We start from the raw sequence: 18,871 nt of genomic DNA, 5'->3' as shown, positions 1-18,871 counted from the left end.
GACCCGGTCTATCACGATACATCGCGACCGGTCCGGAGTGTAGCGCAGCCCGGTAGCGCACTTGACTGGGGGTCAAGGGGTCGTCGGTTCGAATCCGGCCACTCCGACCATTAAAATCCAAAGGCTTAGCCAGTTTTCCCCCAAACTGGCTGTACAGACAATAGCCGCACTGCAGCCGGCGCAACATACGCAGGCGTGATCTCATCGAGGGAACCGATCACGCATCACTCGTGCGCGAGGCACGGAGGCTGGCGTCTAGCCAGAAGCCCACTGAGAAACCGCGCGGTAATGGCTAGGTAAGCTTTGCTGCGTACGCCAACCTTTATCGTGAGAAAAGGTCCCGCCGCACATGCCAGAACGGCGGGACTCGATCAGGCGCCTTGCATCAGGCAGGGGTGACTCGGGGGTTGGGCATGCCCGGTGCGCGCGGATCGTACTGAACCCTAGGCGCATCAGCTGCAATGCGTCCACCAACCGTCGGTTGGAAAGAACTAATTCAATCCCGACGGCTGGCCTGGCCTGAACAGGCGCGCGCTCAAGGCTCAGTTTCTTCCCGGGGAGGAGCTTTTTGGTCAGGACAATCAGGATAGGGCAATTCTTCACACGGAGAAGGCCTGTCGCCAACGCTGCGATAATGTTCCGCGAGTTTTGCGAAACCGTAGGCGAAGGCGAAAAGAAGCGCGAGGACAACCGCTATTCGGACGGCCATACCGTATTGTAGCAGGATCCTCCCATTGGAGCGCGCGGCGTTTTGGTACGTTTGAATGTTGAGTTCGAAAAAGGTTGGCTGTAGTTGAATTGCCGTCGTCCGCAGTTGTAAGGGCGAGCGGACGCTTCGAAGATGCCACGCGCTTTCGCCCTTTCCGGGAGAGATGCAATGTCGCTTCAAGGGGTTGCCTGTCCTGCCGATCTGACCATGTTGACCAAGGCACTTGATGCCCGATGCCGTGAACTAGGCCTCGCTGATGGAGATCCAGGCAGAGAAGTGCTCGGCCGCAGGGTGATGGATTTATTTGAAAGTGGTCAGCTCAGTGCCGAAGATTTGAGACTGGCTCTGAGCGGCGAGATCTTTAACGCCAAAAATCCTCCGGCCGGAGCCAGTGGGCTTCGATACGGCAAGCGGCTATCCGCGCAACCATTTGAATTACTGGCCCAGCGTCGGCTTCCGTGTGCGCAGGAGCGCGTGTGAACAAATGTGATTTTGCGGTCGGTGCCAGACGGGCTAACTTTACCCATCGAACGAAAGAGGAGAATGATCATGAAGACATTCCTCGCAATAGCCGCGGCACTGACCATGTCCATATCAGCTGCCTCTGCGGATTGCCCCGCGCATTCCAAGGTCCAGGCATCGGTCGACACGCAGACGAAGACAGCAAGCGTCGAGAAGGCCGATATGTCGACTGTCACGGACGCTCAGACGATCAAAAAAGAAGAGCCACAGAAGACCGAGTAGCGGTAACGCTCAGCGGATCCCACGACCCGGATAAATGGCTACTGGCACACATCCACCCACTCGGCGTCGACGAGTTCGGCCAGGCGTTGCGGGCTGAGCCGTACGGCGGCATTCGTCGCGCCTGCCGCCGGGACGACCTCGTCAAAGGCGCGCAGCGAGATGTCGCAGTAGACCGGGAGCGGCGCCGGTAGGCCGAACGGGCACACCCCACCGACGGGATGATCGGTCGCGGCGAGCACCTGCTCGGCGTCCAGCATTCGCGCCTTGCCACCAAACCGGTCCTTGAATTTGCGATTGTCCAGCCTGGAGATCCCGCTGGCCACGATCAGCATCGTCTGGTCGCCGGCGCGCAAGCAGATCGTCTTGGCAATCTGCGCCGGCGCTACGCCATGCGCTTCGGCGGCCAGAGGCACCGTCGCCGAGCTTGCCTCCGTGACGATGACATCAATTTCGGGCGCGTGTGCGGCGAAAAAGGCGCGAACGGATTCGAGGCTCATCTCCGGCAATTTCCGTCTGGCGTCGCCGTGGCGGCCGGCAAGTCCACTACCTGGCCGAAAAAACGAAGCCCGCCAGGGCGACCCATGGCGAGCTCGTGGAATAAAAGCATGACACGCCGCTACGACACGGATCGCCTTTTGGCAGGCAACACGGCTTCGTCAAACAGAGCGCTTTCCGGAAGTTGAAGCGCGGAGGCAATACGCCGACGTTTCGAGGGATCGGCATCCTTGCCGCTTTCAATGTCGGCAATCTCATAGGCTGCCAGCCCGCACGCCAGGGACAGCTCTTCGATGCTGTATCCACGGGCTTCCCGGGCGGTTCGGACGGCACTGCGTTCAGGCGTAACCGCGCTCGCCGCCAGTTCGGAGTAAGGTTCGCGTTTTGCTATTTGGGGCATTGGCAACTCCGTGGGATGAAAGAGTTAGATCAAATCATGTTGTTGCCTGAGACGATCGGGAGAATGCCCGCTCGCCGGTGATTTGCCAAGCATCAAAGATAGCGTCACGGCATCGTGAACCGACGCCGGAATGAATGGCGGATGCCCGCGCGCCGACATCTGGCCGGATCGTCAGCAGACACAGTTCGGAAACAAAATTCTACAGGCCGGAAAAACGGCCGAAAAACTCCAAAGCGATAGTCCCAACCGCAGCGCTCGACTCACCGACCTGAATCGGTGACGCTCAAATTCCGCCTGCGCAAAAAGGAAACGATGTCATGAAGAAGCCTCTTCTCTCCGCCCTTGGACTTGCAATCGCACTTGCCCTCTCGATGCCGATCATCGGCGCAAGCAGCGCGAATGCAACGACGATGCACACCACCGTCAAGAAGCATCACCGCCATCACTACCATCACCGCGTCCACCACTACCGCCACCATCACAAGAAGGTTGTCGCGAAGAAGTACTGAAAACACCCTCGGGCGAACAACCCGCAATCAGGCGTTCTGGTGCTTGATCAAGGGCGGCGCGCTTGCCGGGTTTGCCGTGTCGGCGAAAAATGGCGGCGGTCCGCTGACCACCGCCATTTGCTTTTCTTAACGTGCCGACCTTGAACGCGCTCGCGGCGCGTTTTGCTGTCGGCCGCCGAGGAACAGACTGGCGACGAGCCCGACCAGAACCAGCCCGACAGCGGCCGCCGTCGCCGGGTGATCTCGGGCGGTCTTCTCGATCGCCCGGCCTTGCCTTTTGATTGCCGGCAAGGCGTTGCCGAGCCGCTCAGTGATATCCGAATAGTAATCCGACGCGGTATCGCGCCCGTCTTCGTAAAAGGCGCCGCCCTGCTTCAACACGGCTTTCTTCAAGGTGGCCAGTTCCCTGGCCAAGGCCGCGACCTGCTTGTTGAGATCGGTGTCGGAGATGCTCGAAAGCGATGCCATGACGTGCTTCCTTCATCTGCAGAAGGAAGCCTAACGCATGACCCTGAAGACCGTTCCGGTCAACCCGGCGGGCTCTAGCGAACCTGATCGAGCAGGCGCTTGCATTCCAGGAGGTCGAACAGCGCCTCCTGCAGCAACGCGCGATTGTCACGGGAAAGTTTTGACGTGTCCGGCGGAACCGGACCTTCCTCGTCGGTCTTGCCCATACCGAAAAAACGACGGCTGGGTTTCACCCTCGGCTGGCCAACCAGCATTTCGTCGTCCGGGCCGCGCGGCTGCGCCGCTTGCGTCAGCGGTACCGTGTCGGCCTGTCGGCGCTGCGAGATCGCCTCGACCGCCGCCATGTCGCCACTGCCGACGGCGATCAGAAACTGGTTGCCGTTCTCGCGCAACAGCTTCTGCACGCCCTTGATCGTATAGCCCTGGTCGTAGAGCATATGACGAATACCCTTGATCAGTTCGACGTCCTGCGGACGGTAGTAGCGGCGGCCGCCGCCGCGCTTCATCGGCTTGATCTGGTTGAAACGCGTCTCCCAGAAACGCAGCACGTGCTGCGGCAAATCCAGATCCTCCGCGACCTCGCTGATGGTGCGGAAAGCATCAGGGCTCTTGTCCATGGACGAATCCTCACGCTAGAGCATGATCGCGAAAGGCGGGAACCGGGTTCGGGCGACACCACGCTTAACAAAGAGAGCAGCTTTCCGTCCCGGCGGAACGGATCACACCCAAATGCCGATCCGGCCTACCGAATCGCATCTTATTTCAGCGGTTTATGAAACAATATTCAAGCCCGGCGCAAAAGCCGGGTTCATTTTTCAACCGAAGCCTGGAGCATGATTCTTGGCAAAGGGGTATTGGGCGGCTACTTGCTGCCCTTGGCTTTGCTGTTTTGATGGGAGCGCAGGATACGGTTCTTCAGTACGTTCGACGACTTGAAGGTCATCACCCGGCGCGGCAGGATCGGCACTTCCTCACCGGTCTTGGGATTGCGCCCGATGCGCTCGTTCTTGGAGCGGACGTGGAAGGTCGCGAAGGACGACAGCTTCACCGTCTCGCCGCGAACGATCGCCTCGCAGATCTCATTCAGCACCGCCTCGACAAGCTCGGCCGATTCAGTACGTGACAGCCCAACCTTGCGGTAAACGGCTTCGGCGAGGTCGGCGCGCGTAAGTGTCTTTCCCCCCATACGAACCGTCCCATCAGCTCAAAAACATAAATCGATACAAGCAACGGCAGAACCTAAGTAATTGATCCGTCAAGGTCAAGGACCCGAACCCGATAGTTCGGCACTTACCAGCGGAGCAGGACGGCACCCCAGGTGAAGCCGCCGCCCATCGCCTCGAGCAGTATCAGGTCACCCTTTCTGATGCGACCGTCGGCGACGGCTGCGGACAGTGCCAGCGGCACGGAAGCCGCCGAGGTATTACCGTGCAAATCGACGGTCACCACCACCTTCCGCTCCTCTATCCCAAGCTTTTTGGCCGAAGCGTCAATAATTCGTTTATTGGCTTGATGCGGCACGAACCAGTCGAGATCGGCGGCGCCGATGCCGGCCCGTGCGAACGTCGCCTCGATGACGTCGGTGATCATGCCGACCGCATGCTTGAACACTTCGCGGCCTTCCATCCTGAGGTGCCCGACCGTTCCGGTGGTCGACGGCCCACCGTCGACAAAAAGCTTGTCCTTGTGGATGCCGTCGGAGCGCAGGCTGGCCGCCAGAACGCCTCGGTCGGCGATGCCGCCTGCCCCCGTGCCTGCTTCCAGCACCATCGCGCCGGCGCCGTCGCCGAACAAAACGCAGGTCGAGCGGTCGTTCCAGTCGAGAATACGCGAAAATGTTTCCGAGCCGATCACCAGTACCCGTCTGGCCAAGCCGCCGCGGATATAGAGGTCCGCGGTCGTCACTGCATAGACGAAGCCGGAGCAGACCGCCTGCAGGTCGAAGGCAAAACCGTGGTGCATGCCGAGCCGGTTCTGGATCTCGACCGCGGTCGCGGGAAAGGTGTTGTTGGGCGTCGAGGTCGCCAGCACGATCAGGTCGATGTCGTCAGCCGTCAGGCCGGCACTGTCGAGGGCCGCGCGCGCTGCCGCCTCGCCCAGCGAGGCCGTCGTCTCGTCGTCGGCCGCAATGTGGCGCTGGCGAATGCCGGTGCGCTGGACGATCCACTCGTCCGACGTCTCGACCATGCCTTCGAAATCGGCATTCTTCATAATGCGGCGGGGCAGCGCGGCGCCCGTGCCGCGCACGACGGATCTGATCAATGCTCTTTCCTATTCCTTTGCGTCGATGACGACGTCGGATTTCCGGATTGTCTGGGCATTCGGATTGCGGGCATGGAACAGGTCGAGATCGGCTTCGATGCGGTCAAGCAGATTGTTGCGCACCATGTCGTAGCCAAGCTCGATCGCCGCCGCGAAGCCATCCGAATCAGCCCCGCCATGGCTCTTCACCACGATGCCGTTCAATCCGAGGAAGACGCCGCCATTGGAGCGGCCGACATCCATCTTCTCGCGCAGGCGATCGAAGGCGGTCTTGGCGAAGATATAGCCGATCCTGGCCATCAGCGTCCGGTTCATCGCCGCGCGCAGATAGCCGGCGATCTGCCTAACGGTGCCTTCCGCCGTCTTCAGCGCGATGTTGCCGGCAAATCCCTCGGTAACGACGACGTCGACACTGCCCTTGCCGATGTCGTCACCCTCGACAAAGCCATGGTAGTTCATCGAGGCCATGTTGGCCTCGCGCAACATACGACCCGCCTCCTTGACCTCTTCCTGACCCTTGATCTCCTCGACGCCGACATTGAGCAGCCCGACGCTCGGCCGTTCGATGCCGAAAACCGAGCGCGCCATGCCGGTGCCCAGAATGGCAAAATCAACCAGTTGATGCGCATCCGCGCCAATGGTGGCGCCGACGTCCAGCACCACGCTCTCGCCGCGCAATGTCGGCCAGAGCGCCGCGATTGCCGGGCGATCGATGGTCGCCATGGTGCGAAGGCAGAATCTGGACATTGCCATCAGCGCGCCGGTATTGCCGGCCGAGATGCAGGCGTCGGCAGTGCCTGCCTTGACCGCCTCGACGGCCTTCCACATCGATGACTTCCAGCGGCCATGGCGCAGCGCCTGGCTCGGCTTGTCGTCCATCCGCACTGCGATCTCGCAGTGCACGAACTCACTCACTTCCGCCAGCTTGGGGAATTTGGCGAGTTCGGGCCGTACCACTTCTTCGCGCCCATAAATGACGAAGCGTATATCCGGACGGCGGGTGGCGACAGTCATGAGCGCCGGGATGACCACGCTTGGCCCGTGATCGCCGCCCATGGCATCGATGGAAATCCTGATCACGCGGTGTTCATCTCACGGTTGATTGGCCAGCGGGCTTGCCAAGGTGCGGGGCTCGCGAAGGTTCGGCGAAAATAACGGTTTTGGGCTGCCGCACAACCAACTTTTCTCAAATTGGGTCAGCCATCAGGATTTTCCCAACAGTGATCTGAGCTTTTGCTGGAATTCATTCTCCACAGGCTCGGCATCGCCGGCGGCCTCCAGCGATACACCCGGCTTGCGCGGATATGGATCGATCGCCAAGCCAAAGAACTGCTCGGCAAGCGCCCCGACGTCGATCGCATCGCCGGAAAAGGTTTCCGGGCTGTCGGGGCCTTCGGCGTCGAGCAGAATCTCACCGCCGCCGTCGAAACCTTGCCGCCCGAGCTTGGATTGCTCCGGCAGGAACAGCGCTTCGACCGGCTCGTCGATATGCGCCTCGACCGGGTCGAGGGTGACGATGCAGGCCTGCGTTATATCGGCCTCGACATGGCCGCTGACTTTCACCCCGTTGCGTTTCCAGGGCTCGACCAGGAGTTCGGCGCGATAATTCTCGACCGAAAGCAGCTCGTGCTCGACGGCCAGCAGGGCGCGCTGCCCAGCGTCGGCATCGATCACCACCGGCAGCCCCTTTTGCGGCAGCCGGGCGACATTTGCCAGGAATGACACTGGGCTGTGGGTATCAGGGTGTTTCATCTTCGCCTCCACTTCGCCACCTTCATCGGCCTGCCGTCGCTCAAGCGTTGGCCACGGGAAATGACACCGTTCCGGAAACGATCGATTCGGTCGGCTGTTCCGCGAGTTGCCTTGATGCATCGGCGGCATAGAGTGCCAGTTGCGACGCTTGCGGCCAGGCGCCGGCATCCGGCCTGACATTGCGGGCAAGGGCGACGGCGAGTGCATCATGGTCATTTCTTTGCAGCGCATCATCATAGGCGGCGGTACGGCCATAGAACATTTTCGCCAGTTTCCGCATTCGCTTCGGCACGCCGACGTCGCCAATGCCCAATTCACGCAACGAATGTTCGACATCCATGAAGAACTCGTCGATCAGCACCTGCGCAACCTCTGCCGCAGCACCGCCCTCGCCGCGCAACCGGTGCTGAAACAGGAACATGTGCAACGACAGCATCTCGAAGCGGCCGAGCGGCGTGTCCGGTACGTTCCAGGCGGAATAAAACACCGTTTGCCGCGCCGCCGCCACGATTTGTGCGTAGAGCGCCTCGGTGATGGCGCGGTTGGCATGTCGTTCGCGGCCAAAGAGGCGCTGGAACATTTGAGGGTGGTCTCCCGGGACCGTTTGTTGAAGTGGCCTTGTTGCATCGGCAAGCAAGCTGGTTTACCGGTTTTGCGGCCCAGCGCAAGTTGCGGCCAGCTTATGGAGTTGTAGTTGCGCGCGCTGAAATTCAAGTCGACTTTCCTGCCCAAGCCCGGCGGTGCGGTTTCGCTGCTGGTGATCGCTGCGGCACTTTCCGCCTGCAATTCGTCCAAGATGATCGGCGATCTCAATCCGAGCGAGACGCTGACGCAAGGCTACGTCATAGACCAGCAGGCGATCGACCTGGTGCCGGTCGGCTCAAGCCGCGAACAGGTGCTGCTGGCGCTCGGCACTCCCTCGACGAAGGCGACCTTCGATAACGAGGCCTTTTATTACATTTCGCAGACGCGCAAGCGCTATGTCGCCTTCGACAAGCCGCGGCTGGTCGACCAGCATGTGCTGGCGGTCTATTTTGGCGATGACGGGCGCGTCACCCAGATCGCCAATTACGGCTTGAAGGACGGCAAGGTGTTCGACTTCATCTCGCGCACCACGCCGACCGGCGGCAAGGACCAGAACTTCCTCAGCCAGATCATCAGTGGCGCCAGCAAGCTGGCGCCTGGTATTCCCGGCGCCAGCGGCGGCAGCACGCTCGGCGGCAGCTGATCCACCCGAGGGTGTCGGCTTCCTTCCGTTCCTTTCGCTTCCCTGTAAGCGGGATATCTCAGGCAATGAAGAGCCCGCGGGAGCGATCCCGCGGGTTTTGTTTTAAGGCCATAGCGACCGAGCTTAGCCGTGCGCGAGAACGGCCAGCAACAGCAGCGCGACGATGTTGGTGATCTTGATCGCCGGGTTGACCGCTGGGCCGGCAGTATCCTTGTAGGGATCGCCGACCGTGTCGCCGGTCACCGAAGCCTTGTGCGCTTCGGAGCCCTTGATGTGCTTGAGGCCGTCCTTGTCGACGAAACCATCTTCGAACGACTTCTTGGCGTTGTCCCAGGCGCCGCCGCCGGAGGTCATCGAGATGGCGACGAACAGGCCGTTGACGATGACGCCGAGCAGCGAGGCGCCAAGCGCGGCAAAGGCGGATGCCTTCGAACCGGAGATCAGGAGGACGCCGAAATAGACCACCAGCGGCGCCAGCACCGGCAGCAATGACGGAACGATCATCTCCCGGATCGCTGCCTTGGTCAGAAGGTCGACGGCGCGCGCATAGTTCGGCTTCGAGGTGCCTGCCATGATGCCCGGATCCTCCCGGAACTGCTTGCGCACCTCCTGGACGATAGCACCCGCGGCGCGGCCGACGGCGGTCATGGCGATGCCGCCGAACAGATACGGGATCAGGCCACCGAAGATCAGGCCGGCGACGACGTAAGGATTGGAGAGGTCGAAGGAGACGTCGCCCATGCCCTGGAAGTAGGGGTATTTGTCGCCATTGGCGGCAAAGAACTTCAGGTCGTTAGAGTAGGCCGCGAACAGCACCAGCGCGCCGAGGCCGGCCGAACCGATGGCGTAGCCCTTGGTTACCGCCTTGGTGGTGTTGCCGACAGCGTCGAGCGCGTCGGTTGACTGGCGCACTTCCTTGGGTAGGCCGGCCATTTCGGCAATGCCGCCGGCATTGTCAGTGACCGGGCCGAAGGCATCGAGCGCGACGATCATGCCGGCGAGGCCAAGCATCGTCGTCACCGCGATCGCCGTGCCGTAGAGGCCGGCGAGCTGGTATGTCGAGATGATGCCGCCGACGATGACGATCGCCGGCAACGCCGTCGCTTCCAGCGAGACCGCGAGGCCCTGGATGACATTGGTGCCGTGACCGGTGACCGAGGCCTGGGCGATGGAGTTCACCGGACGCTTGTTGGTGCCGGTATAATATTCGGTGATCACCACGATGAGGCCGGTCACCGCAAGGCCGACAAGGCCGCAGATGAACAGGTTCGTGCCGGTGATGGTCATGCCGGCGACGGTGCCGATCTCACCCCAGCCGATGCATGCCGAGGTGGCCACGGCAAGGCCGACAATTGACAGCAGGCCGGTGACGATCAGGCCCTTGTAGAGCGCGCCCATGATCGAGCCGCTGGAACCGAGCTTGACGAAGAAAGTGCCGACGATCGAGGTGAGAATGCAGGCGCCGCAGATGGCCAGCGGATAGAGCATGGCCGCGCCGAGAACGTCGGTGCCACCGAAGAAGATGGCGGCGAGGACCATGGTGGCGACCACGGTCACCGCATAGGTCTCGAACAGGTCGGCGGCCATGCCGGCGCAATCGCCGACATTGTCGCCGACATTGTCGGCAATGGTGGCCGGATTGCGTGGATCGTCTTCGGGAATGCCGGCTTCAACCTTGCCGACAAGATCGCCGCCGACGTCGGCGCCCTTGGTGAAGATGCCGCCGCCGAGACGGGCGAAGATCGAGATCAGCGAGGCGCCGAAGCCGAGCGAAACAAGCGAGTCGATGACGACGCGATCGTTTGGCTGCAGACCCATGAACTGGGTCAGGATCAGGTAGTAGATCGAGACGCCGAGCAGCGCCAGGCCAGCAACCAGCATGCCAGTGATGGCGCCCGACTTGAAGGCGATCTCGAGGCCGGCAGCGAGGCTGTTGGAAGCCGCCTGCGCGGTACGCACATTAGCGCGCACCGAGACGTGCATGCCGATGAAGCCAGCGGCACCCGATAGAACGGCGCCGATCAGGAAGCCGATGGCGGCGGTGATCGAAAGCAGCCACCAGGCAAGCAGCAGGACCACGACGCCGACGATGGCGATGGTGGTGTACTGGCGCGCCAGATAAGCCTGCGCGCCTTCGCGGATGGCCGCGGAAATTTCCTGCATGCGTGCATTGCCCTGATCGGCCGCGAGGACCGAACGTGTCGCCCAGATGGCGTAAAGGACTGAAAGCAGACCGCAGGCGATGACAGCTGAAATTATGGTCATTGCCGAATTTTCCTCGATTGGTGGCCCAAAAGAACCCCTCCCCGGGCCGTTGAGACAGGGGACGAATTTTCCGCAACCGGAATCCGTCCCTTCGCAGCGGCTTATGCGAAACAGGGCTCGGAACGTCAAGATATTGTTCCGTTCCTGTCCGGCTTTCGCCCAAAAGATCCCGGGTTTCGCCCAAAAGGCTGGACGGCAGCGCCTGTCGACACTGCCATCCGGTTAGATCGGTTGAAATCGGCGAACAGTGGTCAGGCTTTACGCGGGTCCCCGTCCGGCTGGACGACGAAGACCAGCACCAGCAGCATGGTGATGTAAAATTTGAACGCCGCCTCCTGACCATTCCAAGTCGAAGACTGCCACATGGCGAACCACTCGCCGCCAACGACCATGAAGCCGAAATACCAAACGAGGAAGCCCATTGTGGCGGCAATGATGGCGAACTTCTTGGCATCGTTGAAAGCCTGTCCGCTGGCGTTGCGTGCCTGCCAGAGTTGCCAGGCGGCGATTAGGTAAAGCAGGCAGGTCAGAGCCTCGCCAATGATGATCAGCCAGTAGCCAGCCGTCCACAGCGACGGGTTGATGATCGAGCGGTACATCAGTGCATTGCCGGGAAAGGTCGTGTCCATGCTCAGCACATGCTGGACAAAGGCGAAGTTTGAGCCGTAATCGGTGATGTTGCCGAAGGCGACGAGGAAGGCGAAAGCCGCCAGACACAAACACATGACGATCTTGGAGAAACGCGCGGTCATGGCAAGAACTCCTGCTGAAAGATCGGGGCATCGCACTCATCAATCGCCGAGTCCCGAAGATCGCGCAACGGGTGGGCCAGTGATCATCGTGCTCACAGCCATTGCGAGACATTATGCCGGCAAGCAAGACATTGCCGAGACTGTCGAAGCCCTCGATCTCGACAGTGATTGCGCGGTGGGCGACTTGGTCTCTGTGGTTAGAGCCGACACACAGCACGACTTCGCCATCATCCGCCGCCGCTGGATCACCGGCGAGACGAGCACAACGCTGGAACTGACGCTCGATCATCCGACGCGGTCGACCGGCCACTGAAAAAAGAGCGAACTTCGCCCCGAGACGCTACTCGGGCTCGCGTCCCATGCGCCGGGCGGTATAGCGCTCGACCGCCGACAGCCCGTCATAGATCAGCACGGCAAGGGCGGCGACGATCAGGCCACCCTGCAGGATGAAGGCGAGGTTGTTCGACAGCAGGCCGGCGATGATCACCTCGCCCAGTGTCCTCGCCGCTACCGTCGAGCCGATGGTCGCGGTGGCGAGGCTGATCACCACCGACAGCCGGATACCACCGAGAATGATCGGCGCGCTGAGCGGCAGCTCGACCTTGACCAGTCTTTGCCAGCCGGTCATGCCGGCGCCACGCGCCGTCTCGACTACGTTGGCCGGCAGCGTCGTCAGGCCGGTCAGCGCATTCTCGAAGATCGGCAGCAGTCCGTAGAGAAACAGCGCAATCAGCGTCGGCTTTTCGCCGAAGCCGACGGCCGGCACGGCAAGCGCCAGCACCGCCACCGGCGGAAAGGTCTGGCCGATATTGACCAGGCTGCGCGACAGCGGCAGGAATTCGGCGCCGGCTGGCCTGGTGACCAGAATGGCGAGCGCGACCGCAACGACCGTCGCGGCAACGGTCGCGATCAGCACGGTCCGCAGATGCAGCAGCGTCAACGTCAAAAGGCTGCCCTGATTGTAGATTACCGGCGCGTTGTTCTCTGTCAGCGGCTTCAGCAGCGGTTCGAACCAGCCGGGATTGGTGACGAAGGCAATAAGCATCACCACCAGGGCAAGCCTGAGCAGCAAGGGAAACCAGGCTTTCATGCAGGCCTCGCCGCGCGCTTAACCAGCCCGTCCACAGTGACGCGGCCAAGCGGCTTGCCGTCGGCATCTTTCACCGGAAGTGCCGGGCGGCCCGACCACAGGAGTTCGGCGAGCGCGTCGCGTTGGCTGGCGTCACCGGGGATCGCCTCGCCTTCGGCCGTGCCTTTTTCCACCGCGTCGCGCACCCGGCCAAGCGACAACAGCCGGAACGGTTTTTCACTGGCGCCAACCAGGGTCTCGACAAACGCGCTGGCCGGTTTCGCCAGTATCTCGGCCGGCGCGGCATATTGCACTACTTTGCCGCCATCCATCACCGCGATCTTGTCGCCCATGTGAACGGCCTCTTCCATGTCATGGGTGACGAGGATGATGGTGGTGCCGAAGCGTTTCTGGATCGCCAGCAGATCCTCCTGCGCCTTGTTGCGGATGATCGGATCGAGCGCGCCGAAGGGCTCATCCATCAACAGCACGTTGGGTTCCGCGGCAAGCGCCCGGGCGACGCCGACGCGCTGCTGCTGACCGCCGGAAAGCTCATGCGGATAGCGTGGCCCGTAGGCTTGCGGGTCGAGCTGGTATAGCGTCATCAGCTCGTCGACGCGGGCCTTGATGCGGTTGGCGTCCCAGCCGAGCAATACCGGCACAGTGGCGATGTTCTGCGCCACCGTGCGATGCGGAAACAGCCCGTGGCCCTGGATGGCATAGCCGATGCTGCGGCGCAGCTCATAATCCGGGACCGAGCGGTTGTCGACGCCGTCGAGCTTGATCACGCCCGATGTCGGCTCGACCAGCCGGTTTATCATGCGAAGCAGCGTCGTCTTGCCGGAGCCGGAGGTGCCGACGATGACGGCGATGCTGCGCGGCTCGATTACTATCGACACGTCGTCGACGACTGTCGTCTCGCCGAAGCGCTTGGTGACGCCTTCGATCTCGATCATGCCGTTTCAACCCTGCGCTTGCTGGCGCTCATTTCGATCACTGCATCGAGGATGATGGCAGCGGCGAAGGCCAGCACCACCGTCGGAACAGCACCGAGCAGCACCAGGTCCATCGCCGTCTGGCCGACCCCTTGGAATACGAACACGCCAAAGCCGCCGCCGCCGATCAACGCGGCAATCGTGGCGAGGCCGATATTCTGCACCAGCACGATGCGGATGCCGGTGAGGATCACCGGGAAGGCCAGCGGAAACTCGACGCCGAACAGCCGCTGGCGGTCGGTCATGCCCATGCCGCGCGCTGCGTCGTTGGCGGCACGCGGCACACCGGCAAGGCCGACCACGGTGTTGGCCACTACCGGCAGCAGTGAATAGAGGAACAAAGCGACGAAAGCCGGCGCTGTACCGATGCCGCGAATGCCGAGCGCGGCAGCACCCGGAACATGCGAAGCGACCCAGCCGAGCGGTGCAATCAAGAGGCCGAACAGCGCGATCGAAGGAATGGTCTGGATGATGTTCAGCACGTTGAGCACGCCGGCTCGCAATTTCTCGACGCGGTGGCAGAGGATGCCGAGCGGCAGGCCGATAATCACCGCTGCCGCCAGCGAACCCAGCGCCAGCGTCACGTGCTTGGAGCCTTCCGCCCAAAAACTATCGGCGCGATTGAAATATTCCTTGAGGATCGACAGGCTGTTCCAGCTTCCCGAGACGAGCAGCAGCCCGATCGCCGCGGCGGCGACAACAAGCACGCCGATGCGTACCTGCGGCGACAGGTTCAGCCGCGTAAGCACGTCGGCGAGCAGAAGCGTGAAGGCGAAGATGAGCAGCCAAAAGCCCGAAGCCGGCGAGATACGGGCGAAGGTGTTGCCGGCGGGTGTCAGGAAACTGCCGGCGACGCCGATCAGCAGCGCCAGCGCTGCAAGCGCAACCACACTGGCGGCGAGGCGCAGAGCAAGCGGCGTTTTCAGCAGCGCAATGAGCGCCGCTGCGACGACAATCGCCATCAACAGCGGACCGACCGTCGCAGGCAAAGATTCGAGGATCGAGCGCGCCTCGCCGGGTACGATGCGATTGGCGCGGAAGGTGGCGAATGGCGCCGCAAAAGCCGCATAGGCCGATATCGCCGCGATGACCACGCCGAGCTTGTCGAACCGGATGCGCACGCCCTCCCCCATCGGCCGATCCGGCGCACCTCGAAAGCGGAGCGCCGGAATCGCCTTACTTCAGGAAGCCGTTCTTTTTCAAAAAGTCCTCGGCGACGCCCTTGACCGGCTCGCCGCCAACCTGCACGCGACCATTCAACTCCTGCAACGTGACGAGATCGAGCTTGGCGAACACCGGCTTCAGCAGCGTCTCGATTTCGGGATGCTCCTTCAGCACCGCCTCGCGGATGATCGGCGCCGGCTGGTAGACCGGCTGCACACCCTTGTCGTCCTCAAGCACGACGAGGCCGGAGGGCGCGATACCGCCGTCGGTGCCATAGACCATGGCGGCGTTGGCGCCGTTGGTCTGGTTGGCTGCGGCGGCAATTGTCGCCGCCGTGTCGCCGCCCGACAGCGTGATCAACTGGTCCGGCTTCAGCGTGAAGCCATAGGTCTTCTGGAAAGCGGGCAGCGCGGCCGCCGAATTGACGAACTCGGCGGAGGCCGCCAGCACCACCTTGCCGCCGCCCGAGACATACTTGCCGAAGTCGGAAAGGGTGACGAGCTTATTGGTATCCGCGACCTCCTTGCGCAGGGCGATCGCCCAAGTATTGTTCGCCGGTGACGGTGACAGCCAGACGATCTTGTTGGCGTCGTAGTCGAGCTTCTTGGCAGTCTCGTAGGCCTTGGCGGCGTCTTTCCACACCGGATCGTCGGCCTTCTCGAAGAAGAAGGCGGCGTTGCCGGTGTATTCCGGATAGATGTCTATCTCGCCGGCTGTAATCGCCTTGCGCACCACAGGTGTGCCGCCGAGTTGGATGCGGTCGGTGGTCTGGATATTGTTGGCGTTCAGCACCAGTTGGATGATATTGCCGAGCACGCCGCCCTCGGTGTCGATCTTCGACGACACCACCACCTGGGCACTCGCCGAGGCCAACGCAACTCCGAGCGCCAGTACAGCGCCGGCCAGAACCTTGATTGAAAACATCTCACAAATCCCTTGCTGTGAACCGGAATACGGCTGCCGCATATGAGCATGGCTTCGATGCCCCGTCGGGGTACACGGTTTCATAAGAAAGGGGATGGGCGCAATAATTTTGTTCGGATGCGAGTGACTCCGCCGTTGCCTCGTCCCGACAGCGTGACGTCAGCTGGCCGCGCGCAAGCCCGTCATCTTCAACACGCCCAGTGCCACGAAGCACAGCACGACGACCGGGAAAATCATCCAGTTCAACATCTCCCAGCCCCAGGCATTGTAGACCGCCCCCGACATCAGCGAGGCGAAGGCGACGGAGCCGAACAGGACGAAATCGTGAAACCCCTGGACCTTGCCTTTTTCGGATGACTGGTAGCTGTCGGCCACCATGGCGGTGGCACCGATGAAGCTGAAGTTCCAGCCAAGGCCGAGCAGGATCAGCGCCGTCCAGAACTGCCACAGTGCCAACCCTGACAGCGCCACTATGGCGCAGCCAATCAGCAGCACCAGGCCGATGGCCAGGATCCGCTCAGCGCCGAAGCGATAGATCAGCGACCCCGTGAAGAAGCTCGGCGCGAACATCGCCATCACATGCCAGGAAATGCCTAGCGTGGCGTCGTCGGTCGAAAGGCCGCAGCCGACCATGGCCAGCGGCGCGCCCGTCATGACGAAGCTCATCAGCGCGTAGCTGCCGACGGCGCAAAACAGCGCTGCGACGAAGCGCGGCCTGGTGACGATTTCCGAGAGCGGCCGGGCGTCGCTGTCGGCGATTTCCACCTTGTCGGTTGCCTTGGCCGGGATGCGCAACAAAGAGAGAATGGCGGCGCCGACCGCCGCCAGCACCAGGATGGACGCAAACGAGCCGGCAAACTTCACCGGCGAGAACAGGTCGCCGGTGAAGATGACGATCTGCGGTCCAAGGATGGCGGTGACGATGCCGCCGGCCAGCACGAAGGAGATGGCGCGCGCCTTGAATTCAGGCGGCGCATTGTCGGCGGCGGCAAAGCGGAACTGCTGGACGAAGGCGCCTCCGATGCCGATCACGGCCAAGCCGAAAGCGAATAGCCAGAAGCTGGCATGAAACAGCGCCAGCGTGGCGACCAGCCCGCCAAGCGCCGTGACCGCTGTGCCGGTCATGAAGCCGTCGCGCTGGCCGAGCCGGCGGATGATCGCCGCGGCCGGCAAGGAACCGAGCGCCACGCCGACATTGAAACCGGTGATCGGCGCGGTTGCCAGCGACTTGTCAGCATCGAGCAGGTACTGCCCCGCCAATCCGCCCATGGAAATGGCGATGGGTGCGGCCGAGCCGATGATCGCCTGCGAGGCTGCGAGGATGAAGGCGGTGCGACGCGCTTCCTTGCCCGCCCCAACGGCGACGATAGCAGTCATGAGGCGTCCTTGCCGCGGCCCTCGCCACGCACCCGGCGCGACACGCGATCAAGCACCGCATTGACCAGTTTAGGCTCGTCTTCCTCGTAAAATGCCTTGGCGATGTCGACATATTCGGAGACGATAACCGCCACCGGCACGTCCTCGCGCTGCATCAGCTCGTAGACGCCGGCGCGCAATATGGCGCGCAATGTGGAATCGAGCCTCGACAGAGGCCAGTCCTCGGTCAGCGCCTGTCGGATGACTGGATCGATGGTCTTCTGGTGCTCGACAACGCCGGCAAGAATGGCGCGAAACCATTGCGCGTCGGCCTCGCGATAGAGCGCGCCGTCGACTTCCTTGCCGAGCCTGAACGCCTCGTACTCGGCGGTGATCTCGAAGACGCCGCTGCCGGCGACATCCATCTGGTAGAGCGCCTGCACGGCGGCCAGACGGGCAGCACCGCGCTTGTTGGCGTGGCGCACCGTGGGCTGGCCGGGCGAAGCGGGTTCGCTCACGAGGGCGCTCCCAGCTGTTCCTTTAGAGCGATCATGGTCAGCGCCGCACGCGCGGCAAAGCCGCCCTTGTCGCCTTCCGAACGCCTGGCCCGTGTCCAGGCCTGTTCGTCGTTTTCGGTGGTCAGGATGCCGTTGCCGATGCAGACCGCATCCTGCACGGACAGGTCCATCAGGGCACGGCTGGATTCATTGGCGACGATATCGAAATGATAGGTGTCGCCGCGGACCACCGTGCCGAGGGCGACGAAGCCGTCATAGTTCGTCCCGCCTTCGGAGGCACCGTCGAGCGCGAAGGAAATCACCGCCGGGATTTCGAGCGAGCCCGGAACGGTGACGACATCGTATGTCGCGCCCGCTTCCTCGAGGGCCTTTGTCGCGCCTTCGAGCAACGCGTCGGCAAGGTCGTCGTGAAAGCGCGCCTCGATGACAAGAACGTGGGCCTTCTTCTTCGGACGGATGAACGCTTTGCCGTGTTGGGATGTGCCTGCCATAGATGTCTCCGGGGATCGCCGGTGACTTAGGCCGAAGCCGGTTTGATCGCAAGCGGAAGATTGCCGAAGGAACTTTCAAGGCCAACTCGGCGGCGGTCGCACCAGGGAATGGGCTTTATGGACGAGCGCCTCAAAGCCCCTCTTTAGCCGCCTCCACCAGTCGCGCCGCATAGCGGGCCATGGTGTCGATCTCGAGATTGACGCGATCGCCGACCTGGCGTTCGCCCCAGGTGGTGACCGTCAGTGAGTGGTGGATCAACAGCACGTCGAAGCGGCTGCCTTCGACCTTGTTGACGGTCAGCGAAGTGCCGTCGAGTGCGACGGAGCCCTTGGGCGCGATGAATTTGGCCAGCTCTCGCGGTGCATCCAGAGTGAAGCGAACGGCGTCACCGTCCTCCTTGCGCCCCACGATCTCGGCCATGCCGTCTACATGGCCTGAAACGATATGGCCGCCAAGCTCGTCGCCGATCTTCAGCGCCCGCTCCAGGTTGATGCGCGTGCCGGATTTCCAGCCCATCGCGGTCGTCAGCCTGAGTGCTTCTTCCCAGGCCTCGACCTCGAACCAGCGCTCGTTGGCGCCGTCTTCCGGCAATCCCGTCACCGTCAGGCAGACGCCGCCACAGGAAATCGAGGCACCGATGGCAATGGTCTGCGGATCGTAAGCGGTGTCGATACGCAAACCGACGCCTTCCCTGAGCGGCTTCACGGCAGCGACGGTGCCGACATCGGTGACGATTCCAGTGAACATTAGTTTGGCCCCGTGAACATCA

At 62.2% G+C, this 18,871-nt stretch carries 24 protein-coding genes and 1 tRNA gene; 6 read left to right on the top strand and 19 right to left on the bottom strand.

The features are described 5' to 3' along the window. Positions 1–33: 33 nt before the first annotated feature. From NKH93_RS11545 to NKH93_RS11535, 3 genes are all read left to right on the top strand, one after another. A tRNA-Pro gene (locus NKH93_RS11545) sits at positions 34–110 on the top strand. A gap of 767 nt (positions 111–877) precedes the next feature. Continuing rightward, positions 878–1,189, top strand: coding sequence for a hypothetical protein (locus NKH93_RS11540; protein WP_352970386.1), 312 nt, complete (start codon positions 878–880; stop codon positions 1,187–1,189). A 69-nt stretch (positions 1,190–1,258) separates the two neighbouring features. Further along, positions 1,259–1,453, top strand: a complete 195-nt coding sequence (locus NKH93_RS11535) for a hypothetical protein (protein WP_023674517.1) — start codon at positions 1,259–1,261, stop codon at positions 1,451–1,453. 38 nt (positions 1,454–1,491) lie between these two features. Here NKH93_RS11535 and NKH93_RS11530 read toward each other — a convergent pair whose 3' ends face one another. Both NKH93_RS11530 and NKH93_RS11525 read right to left on the bottom strand, forming a co-directional pair. Continuing rightward, positions 1,492–1,950: a YbaK/EbsC family protein gene (locus NKH93_RS11530; RefSeq protein WP_352456594.1), complete on the bottom strand. Its 459-nt coding sequence runs from the start codon at positions 1,948–1,950 to the stop codon at positions 1,492–1,494. 119 nt (positions 1,951–2,069) lie between these two features. Further along, the gene (locus NKH93_RS11525) at positions 2,070–2,348 is read right to left on the bottom strand and encodes a helix-turn-helix domain-containing protein (protein ID WP_023674515.1); all 279 of its coding nucleotides are present in this window, start codon (positions 2,346–2,348) and stop codon (positions 2,070–2,072) included. Positions 2,349–2,665: 317 nt separating this feature from the next. Here NKH93_RS11525 and NKH93_RS11520 point away from each other — a divergent pair, with 317 nt between their 5' ends. Further along, complete coding sequence (locus NKH93_RS11520; protein WP_023674514.1) at positions 2,666–2,857, top strand: hypothetical protein; 192 nt, start codon at positions 2,666–2,668, stop codon at positions 2,855–2,857. A gap of 126 nt (positions 2,858–2,983) precedes the next feature. Here NKH93_RS11520 and NKH93_RS11515 read toward each other — a convergent pair whose 3' ends face one another. From NKH93_RS11515 to NKH93_RS11485, 7 genes are all read right to left on the bottom strand, one after another. Continuing rightward, the gene (locus NKH93_RS11515; RefSeq protein ID WP_352926083.1) at positions 2,984–3,325 is read right to left on the bottom strand and encodes a hypothetical protein; all 342 of its coding nucleotides are present in this window, start codon (positions 3,323–3,325) and stop codon (positions 2,984–2,986) included. A gap of 74 nt (positions 3,326–3,399) precedes the next feature. After that, the gene (locus tag NKH93_RS11510) at positions 3,400–3,942 is read right to left on the bottom strand and encodes a MerR family transcriptional regulator (RefSeq protein WP_352682035.1); all 543 of its coding nucleotides are present in this window, start codon (positions 3,940–3,942) and stop codon (positions 3,400–3,402) included. A gap of 245 nt (positions 3,943–4,187) precedes the next feature. Further along, positions 4,188–4,511, bottom strand: a complete 324-nt coding sequence (locus tag NKH93_RS11505) for an integration host factor subunit alpha (protein WP_023717292.1) — start codon at positions 4,509–4,511, stop codon at positions 4,188–4,190. A gap of 104 nt (positions 4,512–4,615) precedes the next feature. Further along, entirely contained in the window at positions 4,616–5,587 is a 972-nt protein-coding gene (locus NKH93_RS11500) for a beta-ketoacyl-ACP synthase III (RefSeq protein WP_352970383.1), read from the bottom strand. 9 nt (positions 5,588–5,596) lie between these two features. Further along, positions 5,597–6,667, bottom strand: coding sequence for a phosphate acyltransferase PlsX (gene plsX, locus NKH93_RS11495; protein WP_352472001.1), 1,071 nt, complete (start codon positions 6,665–6,667; stop codon positions 5,597–5,599). Positions 6,668–6,790: 123 nt separating this feature from the next. Next, positions 6,791–7,339 (bottom strand): YceD family protein, encoded by a 549-nt coding sequence (locus tag NKH93_RS11490; RefSeq protein ID WP_352456592.1) that lies wholly within the window; start codon positions 7,337–7,339, stop codon positions 6,791–6,793. Between the two features lie 40 nt (positions 7,340–7,379). Continuing rightward, positions 7,380–7,919 carry a ubiquinol-cytochrome C chaperone family protein gene (locus NKH93_RS11485; protein WP_352501523.1) on the bottom strand — a complete coding sequence of 180 codons (540 nt, stop codon included), beginning with the start codon at positions 7,917–7,919 and terminating at the stop codon, positions 7,380–7,382. 114 nt (positions 7,920–8,033) lie between these two features. Here NKH93_RS11485 and NKH93_RS11480 point away from each other — a divergent pair, with 114 nt between their 5' ends. Beyond that, complete coding sequence (locus tag NKH93_RS11480) at positions 8,034–8,567, top strand: outer membrane protein assembly factor BamE (protein WP_352472003.1); 534 nt, start codon at positions 8,034–8,036, stop codon at positions 8,565–8,567. 123 nt (positions 8,568–8,690) lie between these two features. Here the strand turns inward: NKH93_RS11480 and NKH93_RS11475 are convergent, their stop codons facing one another. Together NKH93_RS11475 and NKH93_RS11470 are read right to left on the bottom strand one after the other, a co-directional pair. Beyond that, positions 8,691–10,832: a sodium-translocating pyrophosphatase gene (locus NKH93_RS11475; protein WP_352501522.1), complete on the bottom strand. Its 2,142-nt coding sequence runs from the start codon at positions 10,830–10,832 to the stop codon at positions 8,691–8,693. A gap of 251 nt (positions 10,833–11,083) precedes the next feature. Further along, a complete protein-coding gene (locus NKH93_RS11470) occupies positions 11,084–11,584 on the bottom strand; it encodes a DUF2165 family protein (RefSeq protein ID WP_352820065.1) in 501 nt (166 codons plus the stop codon). A 79-nt stretch (positions 11,585–11,663) separates the two neighbouring features. Here NKH93_RS11470 and NKH93_RS11465 point away from each other — a divergent pair, with 79 nt between their 5' ends. Further along, on the top strand, positions 11,664–11,897 hold the full coding sequence (locus NKH93_RS11465; RefSeq protein WP_352820064.1) for a hypothetical protein: 234 nt from the start codon (positions 11,664–11,666) through the stop codon (positions 11,895–11,897). Between the two features lie 27 nt (positions 11,898–11,924). Here NKH93_RS11465 and NKH93_RS11460 read toward each other — a convergent pair whose 3' ends face one another. From NKH93_RS11460 to NKH93_RS11425, 8 genes are all read right to left on the bottom strand, one after another. Next, positions 11,925–12,674 (bottom strand): ABC transporter permease, encoded by a 750-nt coding sequence (locus tag NKH93_RS11460; RefSeq protein ID WP_352820063.1) that lies wholly within the window; start codon positions 12,672–12,674, stop codon positions 11,925–11,927. Then, the gene (locus tag NKH93_RS11455) at positions 12,671–13,609 is read right to left on the bottom strand and encodes an ABC transporter ATP-binding protein (protein ID WP_352770060.1); all 939 of its coding nucleotides are present in this window, start codon (positions 13,607–13,609) and stop codon (positions 12,671–12,673) included. The genes NKH93_RS11460 and NKH93_RS11455 overlap by 4 nt, the downstream gene beginning before the upstream one ends. Then, positions 13,606–14,781 carry an ABC transporter permease gene (locus NKH93_RS11450; RefSeq protein ID WP_352926093.1) on the bottom strand — a complete coding sequence of 392 codons (1,176 nt, stop codon included), beginning with the start codon at positions 14,779–14,781 and terminating at the stop codon, positions 13,606–13,608. Before NKH93_RS11450 ends, NKH93_RS11455 begins: the two co-directional genes overlap by 4 nt. Before the next feature lie 43 nt (positions 14,782–14,824). After that, positions 14,825–15,736 carry a glycine betaine ABC transporter substrate-binding protein OsmF gene (gene osmF, locus NKH93_RS11445; RefSeq protein WP_352542407.1) on the bottom strand — a complete coding sequence of 304 codons (912 nt, stop codon included), beginning with the start codon at positions 15,734–15,736 and terminating at the stop codon, positions 14,825–14,827. A gap of 159 nt (positions 15,737–15,895) precedes the next feature. Beyond that, entirely contained in the window at positions 15,896–17,113 is a 1,218-nt protein-coding gene (locus NKH93_RS11440; protein ID WP_352770062.1) for an MFS transporter, read from the bottom strand. Continuing rightward, positions 17,110–17,610, bottom strand: coding sequence for a transcription antitermination factor NusB (nusB, locus tag NKH93_RS11435; protein ID WP_023674496.1), 501 nt, complete (start codon positions 17,608–17,610; stop codon positions 17,110–17,112). The genes NKH93_RS11440 and nusB overlap by 4 nt, the downstream gene beginning before the upstream one ends. Further along, the gene (gene ribH / locus NKH93_RS11430) at positions 17,607–18,101 is read right to left on the bottom strand and encodes a 6,7-dimethyl-8-ribityllumazine synthase (RefSeq protein WP_352501516.1); all 495 of its coding nucleotides are present in this window, start codon (positions 18,099–18,101) and stop codon (positions 17,607–17,609) included. The genes nusB and ribH overlap by 4 nt, the downstream gene beginning before the upstream one ends. Before the next feature lie 130 nt (positions 18,102–18,231). Continuing rightward, on the bottom strand, positions 18,232–18,849 hold the full coding sequence (locus tag NKH93_RS11425; protein ID WP_352926095.1) for a riboflavin synthase: 618 nt from the start codon (positions 18,847–18,849) through the stop codon (positions 18,232–18,234). Between the last annotated feature and the right edge of the window lie 22 nt (positions 18,850–18,871).

This window comes from Mesorhizobium sp. M0954, from assembly GCF_040319155.1.
GTDB lineage: Bacteria > Pseudomonadota > Alphaproteobacteria > Rhizobiales > Rhizobiaceae > Mesorhizobium.
Note: the sequence above shows the minus strand (reverse complement) of the source record. Positions and strands in the feature narration are given on the sequence as shown.